We start from the raw sequence: 12,952 nt of genomic DNA on the forward strand, positions 1-12,952 counted from the left end.
TCGATGACCCGTCATCTATTCGACGACGTGTGCAGTGTCCGCCTGATGCACCGTGCACTCATCCACGCTCGCCCGTTCCTCCGCCGTCGGAGGCTCGAAGAGCGTCAGGATCCGTGCCAGGTCTCTGCGGGAGACGGAAGCAGCCCCCTGCTCGCCGCGCGCCGAGCGCTGTTCGAGGCGCCGCCACAGCTCGGGTTCCGGGACCTCGAAGACGTGCCAGTGGATCCGTGCGCCTCGCGCGCGGGCGTCGGCGAAGACCATGGTCCGCTCCTCCTGCATCCAGAGACCGTCCTCGAGGATGACGTCCACGTCGTGCTCGAGGAGGGCGAGGGCGTGGCGATACAGCCGTTGCTGGAGGCGTTCGTGGACGGCGGCGTCGGCCATGTCGAGGCCGAGGTCGTCCTGCCAGTCGTCGGTGGAGATCCGCAGGCCGTGACCGTCTGCCTCGAGCCGGCGGGCAAGAGTGGTCTTCCCGGAGCCGGGCGGGCCGCAGAACAGGTTCAGGACAGCCATGGGCACAGTTTCGCATGGTTGCCCCGTCGGCCTGCGCGCCACCGTTCGGTAGGTCCCGCCCCAGAACCTTCCACCGCTGACCTGTTGCTGGCTACGGTCCAGGCAGCGGGCCGTCGAGCGCCCGTTCGGAAGGACGACACGACAAGGAGCGAGATCATGACCCACCACGTCAGTTCCATGCTGGAGACCTACCCGAAGGACCTCGGCAGCATCGATCAGCAGAAGCTGGCCGAGTGCATCGAGGCCTGCTTCGAATGCGCCCAGACCTGCACCGCGTGCGCCGACGCCTGCCTGGCCGAGGACATGGTCGCGGACCTGCGTCAGTGCATCCGTCTGAACTCGGACTGCGCCGACGTCTGCGAGACCACCGGCCGGGTGCTCTCACGTCAGACCGGGAAGAACGTCGAGCTGAACCGCTCGCTGCTCGAGGCCTGCCGAACCGCCTGTGCCGCCTGCGCCGAGGAGTGCGAGAAGCACGCGGAGATGCATCAGCACTGCAAGGTCTGCGCCGAGGCCTGCCGCCGCTGCGAGCAGGCGTGCGCCGACCTGCTCTCTGCGATGGGCTGAGAGGGAGCCCGCCGACCGACCCCCGCCGCACTGCGGCCTGAAGCACGTACCGCAGCGCACGTGAGTCACACGCACAGAGGGAGCCCGGCCGACGATGGCCGGGCTCCCTCCGTGCGCGAGAGATCACCGCTCGGTGACCCTCGGTGCGTGGACATGCGGGACGTGCGAAAGGGGACGACCGGATGGCCGTCCCCTTTCGGGGTCAAGGGCCGCTGCGGCCCTCGGGAGTGATCAGTTGTTGCCGCTCTGCTGACCGCCCTGACGGCCGGCCTGGCTGGGATCGGCGGAGTTCTCTTCGCCGAAGCTGCCCGAGCTGGCCTGGCCACCCTGGCGGCCCGCTTCGCTCGGATCGGCCGAGTTCGACTCACCGAAGCTGCCCGAGCTCTGCTGGCCGCCTTCGCGACCGGCCTGGCTCGGATCGGCGGAGTTGGAGTCGCCGAAGCTGCCGGAGCTGGCGTAGCCGCCCTGCTGACCGGCCTGGCTGGGATCGGCCGAGTTCTGCTCGCCGAAGCTGCCCGAGCTCTCCTGGCCGCCCTGCTGGCCGGCCTGGCTCGGATCGGCCGAGTTCTGCTGGCCGAAGCTGCCCGAGCTCTGCTGACCGCCCTGGCTGGCCTGCTGTTCCGTGTCGTCCCGATTGCCGAACTGCCCGGGGTTGTTCTGATCAGCCATGATGAACTCCCTTCATGTCCGCCGGCCGGCGGCCGGCCGAGCTATCTGCTCGTGACCAAAACGTTATGCACAGTGAGAGCCGCTTCTCAACCCCCACGACCGACCGTTAAGCCCCCGGCCATCTCGGCGGAACCCGCACGTCGACCGCCGGCCGACGGCACCACGGCCACGAGCCGCAGCGCACTTCTCGCCGCTGGCCTCGACGCTCATCGAGCTGACATACCCCGCCCGGCGCGCCCCGGCCAGTCTCCTGCCGATATCCGGTCCGACCGGTCGGGAACCCTTGGCGGCCCCTCGCGGCGTGGCTACGTTGGCGAATGGGACCAGCCCCCGACGCAGACCCGTCGGAGCCGGCCCCTCTCCCGAGACGTCGACGCCGCACCGCGGCACCCACGATGACTCGATTCCGCAGAGGACCGATCATGACCACAGCCCGACCCGACCCCGCGTCATCCGCCGGCCGCACCCCCGGCACCGGCCGCTCCCCCATCCAGATCGCATCCCTGGTGTACGGCGTGATCTTCCTTCTCGTCGGCATCGCGGGATTCATCCCCGGCCTGACCGCCGACGTCGGCTCCACGCAGTTGGCCGGGCACCATTCCGAGGCGATGCTGATGGGCATCTTCCAGGTCTCGATCCTGCACAACGTCGTGCACCTGCTCTACGGGATCGCCGGCCTCGCGCTGGCGAGCCGCCCCTCCCTGGCTCGCCTCTACTTCCTCGTCGGCGGCGCCGTATACCTGGTGCTGTGGATCTACGGGCTCGTCATCGGCGACCACTCGATGGCCAATTTCGTGCCGCTGAACACGGCCGATGACTGGCTCCACTTCGTCCTCGGTGTCTCCATGATCGGCCTGTCGTTCCTGCCCCGCCTCGGGCCCGGCCGCACCGCCACCGCGACCCAGTACGGAGGCGCTGAGCACGGGCGGCACTGACTTCTTCGTCGGTGCCCCGCTCTCGCGGGCGCACCACTGACCGCTTCGCCGACGACGCCTGGCGCGGATCGCCGGCGAAGCGACTGGATCGACAGAATCGCCCCTGAAGGAGAAGATCCGTGTTCTTCCACAAGCAGGAACTGCAGTTCAAGGCCACTCCCGACAAGCCCGACGCCGTCTACGCCCGCAAGCTCCAGGAAGTGCTCGGCGGCCAGTACGGCGAGATCACCGTCGCCATGCAGTACGGCTTCCAGGCCTGGAACACCCACATCCCCGGCAAGTACCGCGACCTGCTCTACGGGATCGGCGCCGAGGAGTTCGGGCACGTCGAGATGCTCGCGACCATGATCGCCCAGCTGCTGGAGAAGGCTCCGATGGGCGTGACCGAGGACGCGGTGCAGTCCGATCCCACGATCGCCGCCGTCGTGGGCGGGATGGACGTCCAGCACGCCATCGTCGCCGGCGCCGGGGCACGCCCCGTGGACAGCAACGGGAACCCGTGGAGCGGCAGCTACATCACCGCCAGCGGCAACCTGCTGGCCGATTTCACCTCCAACGCCAACGCTGAGATGCAGGGCCGCACCCAGGTCGCTCGGCTGTACCACATGACCGACGACTCGGGCGTGCGCGACCTGCTCTCGTTCCTGCTGGCCAGGGACACGATGCACCAGAACCAGTGGACCGCGGCGGCCCGTGAGCTGCAGGAGGAGGGCCTCGAGCAGATGCCTGTTCCGAGCAACTTCCCGATCAATGACGAGTACCGCGAGGCGTCCTACCAGTACCAGAACTTCTCCGACGGTCAGGCGGCCTCCGAGGGCTCCTGGGCCAGTGGCCCCACGCCCGACGGGAAGGGCGAGTTCAGCTACCACGACGGGCCGACGACCTCCGCGCCGATGCCGGAGCCCACCCGCCCGGACCCGCGGCTGTACGGCACCACCGACAAGCCCAACCCGATCGAGAAGGCCACCGGGGCCGTCAAGGACACGTTCAACAAGCAGTGAATCACCACGCACTGACCGCACACCGCTGCCCGCGCGGCGGGCAGCAGTGGGAAGGAGAACCATGACGGAGAACCAGTACGGCCATACCGATCCGGAGCCCACGCGGCCGTCCCAGGCCGAAGGGGAACCGGACGAGGACCTGATGCCGGCGGGAGACGCGAGCGACGAGCCGGAGCCCACCGAGCAGGACGACGGCGAGCGCTTCGATCCGGACCCTCTGCGGCCTTCGCAGGCCGAAGGTGACTCGCAGGGTTGAGCAGACAGCCCTCGGGGCCGCCCCGGTGCCTTCGGGCCCCGGGGCGGCCTTGTCAGCTCCCGGCCCGCTCGGACGCTCCGGCACGTCTCCCGTCTCGCGCGCGGGCCTGGGTCTGAGTCAGAATCTCTGATCATCACGGTGCCCCGGCCCGCGCTCGGCGGCCCGCAGACGAACGACACCTGGAGGTCACATGTCCACCGAGATGCGGCGCATCGGGTCGCTCGACGAGCTCGAGGCAGAGCTGCGCGAGAATCCCGAGCTCTTCCTGCGCTACTCAGAGGGTCCCGATGCGGACCGGGAGGGCGGGAGCATGGACAGTGAGAGTGGGCTGGAGATGCCGGGGCTGTCCGTGAACCCCATGCATCCCGAGTCGTGGTGGACCCGGCCCGTCACCGACTGGCTGGCCCGGCAGCTGTGCCAGTATAAGGATCTGGCGGAGAAGAACCCGGAACGCTTTGCGTGGGTGCTGCGCGGCGAGCGCGTCGGCAACGGGCCGGACTGCGAACCGCTGATGACGAACGTCGAGCCCATCGCGCGGCTGGAGCCCTCCGTGCTCGAGGAGGCCGAGCGCGTGTACGAGGAGAACTTCGACGCCGGCCAGGGCCCGGAGGACTGAGCGCCCGGAAGAGCGAGCGCTCCCCACAGCTCAGCGCGCCCCGCGGCCCAGCGCCCCCGCCGCCAGCACGACACGCGGCCCAACGCGCCCGCCACCAGCACGACACGCGGCCCAACGCCCCCGCCACCAGCACGACACGCGACCCAGCGCGCCCATTCCACCGAAACATGCCGCGAGCGGCACGGATCAGTGGAACGGAACGGCGCGTCGCCTACCGTTCCGGCTCGTGCTGCCCGAAAACTCCTCCACCCGTCGGCCCCCGCGCTTACGCTTCCGGTGAGCGCACGACGCCGCGTCGGCGCCCTCGTGGAGGAGGACATCATGCCCGCAGCCCTGCACCCCTACCTGAACTTCCCCGGCAACGCCCGAGAGGCTTTCGAGTTCTACGGCTCGGCCCTCGGGGCCACGCCCCAGTTCGCCACCTTCGGAGAATTCGGAGCCGTCCCGGACGGCGACCCCAGCGCCGACAAGATCATGCACGGCAGCCTCGAGGTCACCGACCTCATCAAGCTCTACGTCTCGGACGTCATCGAGGGCATGTCCCCCGAGGGCTTCGTCCAGGGCAACAACGTCACGCTGTCCCTCATGGGCGATGACGACGCCGTGCTGCGCAGCGCCTACGAGAAACTCTCCGAGGGCGGCACCATCACCATGCCGCTGGAGAAGCAGATGTGGGGCGACGTCTACGGCAGCTTCACCGACCGCTTCGGCATCGTCTGGCAGGTCAACATCTCCGGCTCCGACGAGGGCTGACGCTCCACTCGCGAGCAGCTGTCGGGACTGTTGCGCCTCGTGCGATGAAGGGGCTCGCCCTCTGGCATGGCTGTCCATGAGCGGGACCACTGTCCATCAGCGGGACGTCAGTCGCAGATGCCGTGCTGAGAGCACGGCGAGCCCGACTGACGTCCCGTCGACGGACAGCACCTGCTCGTCGAACGGGTCACGAACGGGCACGCGGGCAAGATTCGTCGCCTCGCAGGCTCGACAGGACCGGTCACGCACGGACAGACAGGATTCGCCGACTGACGGGCCGGCTGGCTCGCTGCCCGACCGGCTCGCTGGCCGGCTGGCCAGCTGGCCAGTCTTACCGCGCGAAGTCGAGGACCAGCCGACCGCGCACGCCGCCCGCCTCCAACCGGCGGTGGGCCTCGGCCGCCTCGCCGGCGGGCAACACGTCGGCGACGCGAAGCGTGAGCACGCCCTGTTCCGCCTGGTCACGCAGGGTCTCGAGCTTCTCGCGCTCCTCGGCGACCTCGGCCACCATCACGGGATGAACCCGCAGGTCGCGCTCACCGTTGCCTCGATATCCGCGGAAGGTGGCCACGGAGCCGCCGTCCTTGACGGCGGGCAGCACCTGCTCGTTCTGGATCGCCCCGTCGGCGAGACCGTCGACGCCTTCGGGGTAGAGCTCGCGGATCCGCTCGACAACCTCGTCGCCCCGGGGCACGATGGCGTCGGGCCCGAGGGAGCGCACCAGTTCCTCGTCCTTCTCGGCGGCGTCGGCGATGACGGCCAGTCCGTCGGCCTTGGCGAGCTGGATCAGGTAGCCGCCCAGCGCTCCGGCAGCGCCGGTCACGGCCAGCACCCCGCCGGGCGGGAGACCCAGCAGGTCCAGCGCGTGGCGCGCCGTCATGCCGTTCATGGGCAGGGTGGCGGCTTCGGCGTCGTTCGCCTCGCGCGGCGCGCGGACGACCGAGCCGACGGGCAGGACGATCTCTTCGCGGTAGGCGCCGTGCTCGCCGTGGGGCACGACGATGCCGATGACGCGGTCGCCCTCGGCCAGATCGGTCTCGGTGTCCGGGCCGACCTCGACCACGGAACCAGCGATGTCCATGCCGGGGACGATGCCGGCGATGCCCTGGTCGCTGCCGTCGCGGGGCGGCATGCTGCGCTTGCCGGTGTCGGTGGGGTTGACGGTCGCGGCGGTGACGCGGACCCGCACCTGGCCGGGGCCGAGGTCCTCGGCCGGGACGTCGATCTCGTGGAGGACCTCGGGCCCTCCGTGCTCGGTTACTCCGATGGCTCTCATAAGTCCTGGGTATCACGGGTGCGCGAGGTCGCGCACGGGGCGTGAGGGAAGAGATATCCCGCGGCGACGAGACGGCGCAGGCAACGGGCGGGCGTCACGAGTCAGCGGGCCACGGACCGTCCGGTCCTCGAGCCTGCCCCGGTGCACGAACGGCGTGCCTCAGCTTTCGCCGCGGCGCCCGCTCTGGTGCCGCACCGGCCGGGCGACGCGCGCCGGTCCCGCGGCTCGGCTGGACGTGCCGGTCTCGCGCAGCCGCAGCAGTGCCTCGCGCAGATACGGCATCGCATACTCCACCGCCCCGCGCCCGGCGGGCTGGATCAGCTCTTCCCTGATCAGGCGACTGCGATGGACGTTCTGGTTGTTCACGTTCAAGCCCATCCGCGCCGCGATCTCCGAGACCTGGGACGGCCCCTCGTCCTCGATCATGGCGTAGAGGTACTCGAGTTTGCGGCCGGTGATGTCGCGCAGCGCCGGGCCGTGGACGTTGTAGATCATCGCGTCGATCGTCGGCTCCCGCGCACCCTCGACGTCCTCGATCTCGATCACGTCGGCCTCGCCGCTGCGCTGCCACGCGTGCGATCCCACCACCTGCATCAGATAGGGGTAGCCCCGTGAGATCTGGCCGGCCCGCACGGCGGCCTCGGGGGTGATGGACTTCGCGGTGTCCGAGACGGTCAGGCGGATGACCTCGGCCGCGGTTCCCTCGTCCACGCTCCCCACTTCGACCTTGTGGGCACGGCGCAGGAACGTGGTGCGCGGGTGGGCCAGCAGCTCGTCGACCCCGGCGCGGATCCCCGCGGCGACGAAGCCGACGGCGTAGCCGCGTCCGATGAGGTCCTGCATGTGCTGGGCGATCTCGTGGAGCTGGTCGCGATCAGCGGACTGGACCTCATCGATGCTGACCACGAGCCCGCCGCCCTCCTCGGTCAGCAGCTCGGCGAGCCGCTCCAGCAGCCGCCCCAGGGGGACGGCCTCGCCGTCATAGCGGTCGATGAGCTCGCCACCGGCACCGGCGCGCGCCCCGAAGGCGCCGACGGTCGCGGACGTCGGCCGGATCGACTCGGCTTCGGGATCGGTCTCCCGCAGCAGGTCCACGGTGGCACCTCGCAGCTCCTCGACCATGGACGTCGAGGAGGTGTGCAGGATGATGGTGCGCCAGCCGGCGAGGTCGGCGACGTCGTGCATCTGCGTCAGCAGCACCGTCTTGCCGACGCCCCGGGCGCCCGAGATCAGCACGGAGCGCTCGCCCACCGAGCGGCGGCCGGCGAGCGCCTCACCGAAGTCCTCCAGCGGCGAGCCCTGCATCGCCAGTACGCGCGGGGTGAGCCCGAATCCCGGTGTGAACGGATTGCTGTCCATGCGCGCCCTCCCGAATCGTCGAGCGCCACGCTAGCCCATGCGGTTTATGTCCGGTTACACAGTCACGACTGTTATAGACTGTTATACACCAACGGCCAGCAGCGATCCGCCCGCCAGAGCCGCAGTCCGTCACCCTCCCCGTCCGTCGTCGCCCCTGCCGCGGCGCTCATCGAGGTCGTGGGAGCGACCGCCCCGTCCCCGCCCACGCCCGCCTCCAGCAGAGCCTGACAGGCGCGCCAGCATACGATCGCCCCATGGAGCCGACACCTTCCCCCACGCCGTCCTCCGCACCGAGAGCGAGCGCTGCCCCCGCCTCGCCCGGGAGCGAGGGACGCCTCGCCTACATCGACGCAACCGCCGGCATCGCCGGGGACATGCTGCTGGGCGCCCTGGTCGATGCGGGTGCGGATCTCGAGGCCGTGCAGCGGGTGCTCGACGCCCTGATCCCGGGTTCGGTGCGTCTGGCGAGCCGCTCCGTGGACCGGGGTGGCCAGCGTGCGGTGAAGGTCGACGTCGACGTGCTGGTCGAGAATCCTCCGCACCGCACGTGGGCGTCGATCCGCGCCCTGCTGGAGGGCGCTCGAGCCCGCGAGGACGTCCCGGGGCGCACGATCGACCTGGCCCTGAACGTGTTCGGGCGCCTGGCCGAGGCCGAGGGGAACACCCACGGGGTCCCGGCCGACGACGTCCACTTCCACGAGGTCGGCGCCCTGGATTCTCTGGCCGACGTGATCGGCGCCTGTGAGGCGTGGCGGCAGCTGGGCATCACCGAGGGCGCAGGCAGCACGATCGCCGTCGGCAGCGGACGCATCCGTGCAGCGCACGGCGATATCCCGGTGCCGGTACCGGCCGTGGTGCAGCTCGCGGTGGGGTGGCCGACGGTAGCAGGCGAGATGCTGCCGGCGCGGGGGCACTCCCATGGGAACGGCCACGATCACGGGCACGACCACGAGCCAGGCCACGGGCACCACAGCGACCACGGGCACCTTCACGCCCACGCCCACGCCGACGCCGACGCCGACGACAATGACGGCGACCACGCCGATCACCAGGCGCATTCCGGGGATTCGTCTGCCGCTCCCCCGGTCCCCGAGCACGTCGCCGGCGGCCCCCACGAGCACGGCGGTCGCCGCGTCCCGCCGGGCGTCGCGCCCGGCATCGGCGAGCTCGCCACCCCCACCGGCGTGGCCCTCCTGCGCGGCCTGGCCCCGACCTCCGGTCCCCAGCCGACCCTGATCAGCGAAGCGGTCGGTATCGGGGCGGGCACGAAGGACACTCCCGGACGTCCCAACGTCGTCCGGGTGCTCGTCGGCAGGCCGGTCTCCGAGCTCCCCGCCCCGGAGACCATAGGCCTCGGAGACGCTCACGACACCCCGACGTCGGCCCTCCAGCTCGAGGCCAACGTCGATGACCTCGATCCGCGGCTGTGGCCCGGCGTGATCGACGACCTGCTCGAGCACGGCGCGCTCGACGCCTGGCTGACCCCCGTCGTCATGAAGCGCGGCCGCCCCGGGGTCACCGTCCATGCCCTGGTCAGGGAGGAAAGCGCCGGGAAGACGGCTGAGCTGATGATGGACCGCACCGGCACGCTCGGGGTGCGCAGACACCGGGTCGAGCGCGTGATCCGCACCCGGGAGTTCACCGAGGTGGAGGTGCGCGGGCAGCGCATCGCGGTGAAGGTCGCCCGCGATGCGGACGGCACCGTAGCCCGCCGCGAACCCGAGTTCCGGGACGTCGCCGCGGCCGCTCGGGTGCTGGGGATGAGCGAGCGCGCGATGCTCGATCTGGCACGGGAATCCGCGGCCGGCCTGACGGACGGCGATTCGTGACGGATACTGAGGTGGGACCACCGACGCCCCAGGAGGACACCATGGTTGCCCTGACCGACGTGACCACGAAGGCCATCGACGAAGCGAGGGCGGCCGAGAACGGTCGCCACGCCGAGATTCTCATCAATGACGGTCTGCTCCGCCAGACGGTCATCGCCCTGACCAAGGGCACCGTGCTGCCCGAGCACAACTCCCCGCCGGCCGCGTCCATCCAGGTGCTCGGCGGTGCGCTGCGCGTGACCGGGGACGAGCCGGTGGTTCTGGAGAACGGGATCATCGGGGCGCTCGCGCACCAGCGGCACTCGGTCGAAGCGCTCGAGGACTCGGTGTTCCTGCTGACCGCAGTGGTCAGCGTGCCCGGCACCGACAGCTACGGCGGCCCCGGCTCACGCACCGGCGAGGTGCCCAAGGTCGAGGCCGAACCGCCCAGCGACGCGGAGCAGGCCGCGCAGCTGCGTGAGACGGACCAGCAGACCGGCGGCGGCCGCATCGACGGCTGATCCTGCCCGCCCGCACGATCGATCCCGCCGACTACTGGCGCGTCAGCGGGTGCCGTTGCCATATAGCGATCGGCACCCGCTATGTCGCCAGTACCCGGCCACGGTCGCCGGCGCCGGCCGTGTCAGGCGGCCACGCGGGAGTCGTCGCGGATCTGGCCGACCAGCTCCTCGAGCATGTCCTCCAGCGTGACGATGCCGATGACCTCGCCGTTCTCGTCGGTCGCCGCCCCCAGGTGCGCCCCGGAATCCTGCATCACGGTCAGAGCCTGGCGCAGCGGCTCGTCGGCTCCGACGAAGGGCAGGGCGCGGATGCGCTCGGCCGGGATCGGGTCCTCGCGGTGCTCGGCCATCGAGTCGAGCAGGTCCTTGATGTGGACGTAGCCGGTCAGGCGCCCGTCGGCGGACTGCACCGGGAACCGGGAGAAGCCCTCCACAGCGGCGGCCTCGGCGGCCGCCGCGGTGACGCCCTCGGGGAGAGTGGAGACCTTCTCCAGGGGGATGACGAGGTTGACGACGCTGCGGGCTTCGAAGGTCAGCGCGCCCAGCAGCAGGGCCTCGTCGTTGTCCTCCAGCAGCCCGCCCTGGCGGGATTCGCTGACCATCGCCGCCACCTCGTTGCGCGTGAACACGCTGGTCACCTCCTCCTTCGGGGTGACGCCGAGGATGCGCAGCACCACGTTGCCGATGCCGTTGAGCAGCCACAGCAGAGGCCGCAGCACGGTGACGATGCCCATCAGCAGCGGAGCGAGGATCAGCGCCATCCGCTCCGGGCCGGCCAGGGCGATGTTCTTGGGCACCATCTCGCCGAAGACGACGTGGAGGTAGGTGACCAGGGACAGCGCGATCACGAAGGCGATCGGGTGGGTCAGTGCGCCGGGCACGCCGACCGCCTCGAAGGGCACCTCGAGCAGGTGGGCAATGGCCGGTTCGCTGATGGCGCCGAGAGCCAGGGAGCACACGGTGATGCCCATCTGGGCCCCGGCCATCATCAGCGAGACCTGCTCCATCGCGGAGATGGTGATCCTCGCAGCCCGATTGCCGTCGAGGGCCTTGGGTTCGATCACGGAGCGCCGGGCCGAGATCAGGGCGAACTCGGCGCCGACGAAGAACGCATTCAGCGCCAGCAGCACGAGGGTGAGGGAGATGCCGAGCCAGGTGCTCATCGGGTCACCTCCTGTGTGCGGTGCCGGGCGACCTTCTCGGGCTCATCGTGCTCCGCGGCTCGGTGTTCCAGGGCGCGGGAATCGACAGCCGGGCCATCCTCGCCCGCGCCGTCGTTCGCCTCGTCGTCCTCGTCCTCGTCCTCGGCAGCCGGTTCGACCTTCACGTGGACTGTCTCGATCCTCAGACCGTCGACCTCGGTGACCTGAATCCGCAGTCGGGCCGGGTCCTCGCCGGGGGCGGGGTCGGTGTCCACGACGATCTCGTCGCCGACCTCCGCGAGCCTGCCCAGCTCCAGGGTGACCAGGCCGCCGAGGGTGTCGTAGTCCTCGTGCTCGGGCACCGTGACCCCGAGGCGCTCGGTGGCCTCGTCGGGCCGCATGCGCGCATCGAGGTCCCAGGAGCCGTCGGGCTCGGGGGTGTCGTCCATCTCCTCGTCGTGCTCGTCGCGCACCTCGCCGACGATCTCCTCGACCAGGTCCTCGAGCGTGATCAGCCCGGCGTAGTCGCCGAACTCATCGACGACCACGGCCATCTGCAGCCCGCCGGAGCGCAGGGTGTCCATGAGGTCGTCCAGCGGGACCGTGTCCGGCACGAACGTCACGTGGCCCATCACCGCGTCGACGCGGGTGGTGGGGCGCTCGTCGAAGGGGACGGCCAGGCCGTGACGGATGTGCGCCACCCCGACCACCTCGTTCTCATCGGTCAGGACCGGGAAGCGGGAGTGGCCCGTGGTGCGCGCCAGCTCCAGCAGGTCCACGACGGTGTCGTCGATGTCCAGGGCGTCCATGCGCCCGCGCGGGACCATCGCGTCGTGGGCGCGGCGGTCGCCGAAGGCGAGCGTGCGCTGGACCAGGCTGGCGGTCTCCTCGGCGAGGGCGCCCTCGTCGGCCGATCGCTTGACCAGCACCGAGAGCTCCTCGGCGCTGCGGGCAGAGCCGAGCTCCTCCTGGGGTTCGACGCCGAGCGCCCGGACCACGGCGTTCGCGTTGCCGTTGAACAGCCGGATGGGCAGCGAGAAGATCGTGGTGAACAGGCGCTGGAAGCCGACCACCAGCTTCGCCGTGCGCAGCGGCTCGGCGATCGCGAGGTTCTTGGGCACCAGCTCGCCGAAGATCATGGTCATGCCCGTGGCCAGGACCAGGGCCAGCGCGACCGAGACCGAGCGGGCCCCGACCTCGCTGAGCCCGGCGCCCACCAGGGGCGGGCCGACCAGCTGGGCGATCGCGGGTTCGGCGAGGAAGCCGATCCCGAGGTTGGTGACGGTGATGCCGAGCTGGGCGCCGGAGAGCTGCGTGGAGAGGGTCTTCATCCCCCGCAGAACGCCGACGGCGCGCTTGTCGCCGGCTTCGGCGGCTGCTTCGACGTCGTTGCGGTTGGCGGTGATCAGGGAGAACTCGGCGGCGACGAAACCGCCGCAGGCGATGACGAGCAGCAGCCCGGCGCCGAGCGAGAGGAGAGGACCGATCAGGTCCATCGGCGGATCCCCCCGCGGAAAGTCTGTGTGCTCAGGCCCG

General features: G+C 70.5%; 14 protein-coding genes. 8 read left to right on the forward strand and 6 right to left on the reverse strand.

Features of this window, described 5'->3' with window-relative positions; all coding sequences use genetic code 11:
• Positions 1 to 15: 15 nt before the first annotated feature.
• Positions 16 to 513, reverse strand: coding sequence for an AAA family ATPase (locus ACFQS2_RS00565; protein WP_377792356.1), 498 nt, complete (start codon positions 511 to 513; stop codon positions 16 to 18).
• Between the two features lie 156 nt (positions 514 to 669).
• Here ACFQS2_RS00565 and ACFQS2_RS00570 point away from each other — a divergent pair, with 156 nt between their 5' ends.
• Positions 670 to 1,080, forward strand: a complete 411-nt coding sequence (locus ACFQS2_RS00570) for a four-helix bundle copper-binding protein (protein WP_377017812.1) — start codon at positions 670 to 672, stop codon at positions 1,078 to 1,080.
• A 231-nt stretch (positions 1,081 to 1,311) separates the two neighbouring features.
• Here ACFQS2_RS00570 and ACFQS2_RS00575 read toward each other — a convergent pair whose 3' ends face one another.
• Positions 1,312 to 1,749, reverse strand: coding sequence for a stress protein (locus ACFQS2_RS00575; protein WP_377017814.1), 438 nt, complete (start codon positions 1,747 to 1,749; stop codon positions 1,312 to 1,314).
• A gap of 422 nt (positions 1,750 to 2,171) precedes the next feature.
• Between ACFQS2_RS00575 and ACFQS2_RS00580 the strand changes: the two genes are divergently transcribed.
• The 5 genes from ACFQS2_RS00580 to ACFQS2_RS00600 all read left to right on the forward strand — a co-directional run bounded on the left by ACFQS2_RS00580 (position 2,172) and on the right by ACFQS2_RS00600 (position 5,310).
• Positions 2,172 to 2,684 carry a DUF4383 domain-containing protein gene (locus ACFQS2_RS00580; RefSeq protein ID WP_377792357.1) on the forward strand — a complete coding sequence of 171 codons (513 nt, stop codon included), beginning with the start codon at positions 2,172 to 2,174 and terminating at the stop codon, positions 2,682 to 2,684.
• A gap of 119 nt (positions 2,685 to 2,803) precedes the next feature.
• On the forward strand, positions 2,804 to 3,685 hold the full coding sequence (locus ACFQS2_RS00585) for a manganese catalase family protein (protein ID WP_377017818.1): 882 nt from the start codon (positions 2,804 to 2,806) through the stop codon (positions 3,683 to 3,685).
• A 61-nt stretch (positions 3,686 to 3,746) separates the two neighbouring features.
• Entirely contained in the window at positions 3,747 to 3,941 is a 195-nt protein-coding gene (locus tag ACFQS2_RS00590; RefSeq protein ID WP_377017820.1) for a hypothetical protein, read from the forward strand.
• 190 nt (positions 3,942 to 4,131) lie between these two features.
• A complete protein-coding gene (locus ACFQS2_RS00595; protein WP_377017822.1) occupies positions 4,132 to 4,557 on the forward strand; it encodes a DUF6098 family protein in 426 nt (141 codons plus the stop codon).
• A 276-nt stretch (positions 4,558 to 4,833) separates the two neighbouring features.
• On the forward strand, positions 4,834 to 5,310 hold the full coding sequence (locus ACFQS2_RS00600; protein ID WP_377017824.1) for a VOC family protein: 477 nt from the start codon (positions 4,834 to 4,836) through the stop codon (positions 5,308 to 5,310).
• A gap of 331 nt (positions 5,311 to 5,641) precedes the next feature.
• Here the strand turns inward: ACFQS2_RS00600 and ACFQS2_RS00605 are convergent, their stop codons facing one another.
• Positions 5,642 to 6,586, reverse strand: a complete 945-nt coding sequence (locus ACFQS2_RS00605) for an NADP-dependent oxidoreductase (RefSeq protein ID WP_377017826.1) — start codon at positions 6,584 to 6,586, stop codon at positions 5,642 to 5,644.
• A 159-nt stretch (positions 6,587 to 6,745) separates the two neighbouring features.
• Positions 6,746 to 7,945 carry an AAA family ATPase gene (locus tag ACFQS2_RS00610; protein WP_377017828.1) on the reverse strand — a complete coding sequence of 400 codons (1,200 nt, stop codon included), beginning with the start codon at positions 7,943 to 7,945 and terminating at the stop codon, positions 6,746 to 6,748.
• Between the two features lie 254 nt (positions 7,946 to 8,199).
• Between ACFQS2_RS00610 and ACFQS2_RS00615 the strand changes: the two genes are divergently transcribed.
• Complete coding sequence (locus ACFQS2_RS00615) at positions 8,200 to 9,774, forward strand: LarC family nickel insertion protein (RefSeq protein WP_377017830.1); 1,575 nt, start codon at positions 8,200 to 8,202, stop codon at positions 9,772 to 9,774.
• A gap of 41 nt (positions 9,775 to 9,815) precedes the next feature.
• Entirely contained in the window at positions 9,816 to 10,274 is a 459-nt protein-coding gene (locus ACFQS2_RS00620; RefSeq protein ID WP_377017832.1) for a hypothetical protein, read from the forward strand.
• A gap of 122 nt (positions 10,275 to 10,396) precedes the next feature.
• Here the strand turns inward: ACFQS2_RS00620 and ACFQS2_RS00625 are convergent, their stop codons facing one another.
• Together ACFQS2_RS00625 and ACFQS2_RS00630 are read right to left on the reverse strand one after the other, a co-directional pair.
• Entirely contained in the window at positions 10,397 to 11,437 is a 1,041-nt protein-coding gene (locus ACFQS2_RS00625) for a hemolysin family protein (protein WP_377792358.1), read from the reverse strand.
• The gene (locus tag ACFQS2_RS00630; protein ID WP_377017836.1) at positions 11,434 to 12,912 is read right to left on the reverse strand and encodes a hemolysin family protein; all 1,479 of its coding nucleotides are present in this window, start codon (positions 12,910 to 12,912) and stop codon (positions 11,434 to 11,436) included. Before ACFQS2_RS00630 ends, ACFQS2_RS00625 begins: the two co-directional genes overlap by 4 nt.
• Positions 12,913 to 12,952 lie beyond the last annotated feature (40 nt).

The organism is Brachybacterium sp. GCM10030267 (genome assembly GCF_042666875.1).
In the GTDB taxonomy this organism is placed as follows: domain Bacteria; phylum Actinomycetota; class Actinomycetes; order Actinomycetales; family Dermabacteraceae; genus Brachybacterium.

Coding starts and splice junctions, on each gene's coding strand:
- ACFQS2_RS00565 (WP_377792356.1), bottom strand. CDS start 513: ATGGCTGTCCTGAACCTGTTCTGCGGCCCGCCCGGCTCCGGGAAGACC.
- ACFQS2_RS00570 (WP_377017812.1), top strand. CDS start 670: ATGACCCACCACGTCAGTTCCATGCTGGAGACCTACCCGAAGGACCTC.
- ACFQS2_RS00575 (WP_377017814.1), bottom strand. CDS start 1,749: ATGGCTGATCAGAACAACCCCGGGCAGTTCGGCAATCGGGACGACACG.
- ACFQS2_RS00580 (WP_377792357.1), top strand. CDS start 2,172: ATGACCACAGCCCGACCCGACCCCGCGTCATCCGCCGGCCGCACCCCC.
- ACFQS2_RS00590 (WP_377017820.1), top strand. CDS start 3,747: ATGACGGAGAACCAGTACGGCCATACCGATCCGGAGCCCACGCGGCCG.
- ACFQS2_RS00595 (WP_377017822.1), top strand. CDS start 4,132: ATGTCCACCGAGATGCGGCGCATCGGGTCGCTCGACGAGCTCGAGGCA.
- ACFQS2_RS00605 (WP_377017826.1), bottom strand. CDS start 6,586: ATGAGAGCCATCGGAGTAACCGAGCACGGAGGGCCCGAGGTCCTCCAC.
- ACFQS2_RS00610 (WP_377017828.1), bottom strand. CDS start 7,945: ATGGACAGCAATCCGTTCACACCGGGATTCGGGCTCACCCCGCGCGTA.
- ACFQS2_RS00615 (WP_377017830.1), top strand. CDS start 8,200: ATGGAGCCGACACCTTCCCCCACGCCGTCCTCCGCACCGAGAGCGAGC.
- ACFQS2_RS00620 (WP_377017832.1), top strand. CDS start 9,816: ATGGTTGCCCTGACCGACGTGACCACGAAGGCCATCGACGAAGCGAGG.
- ACFQS2_RS00625 (WP_377792358.1), bottom strand. CDS start 11,437: ATGAGCACCTGGCTCGGCATCTCCCTCACCCTCGTGCTGCTGGCGCTG.
- ACFQS2_RS00630 (WP_377017836.1), bottom strand. CDS start 12,912: ATGGACCTGATCGGTCCTCTCCTCTCGCTCGGCGCCGGGCTGCTGCTC.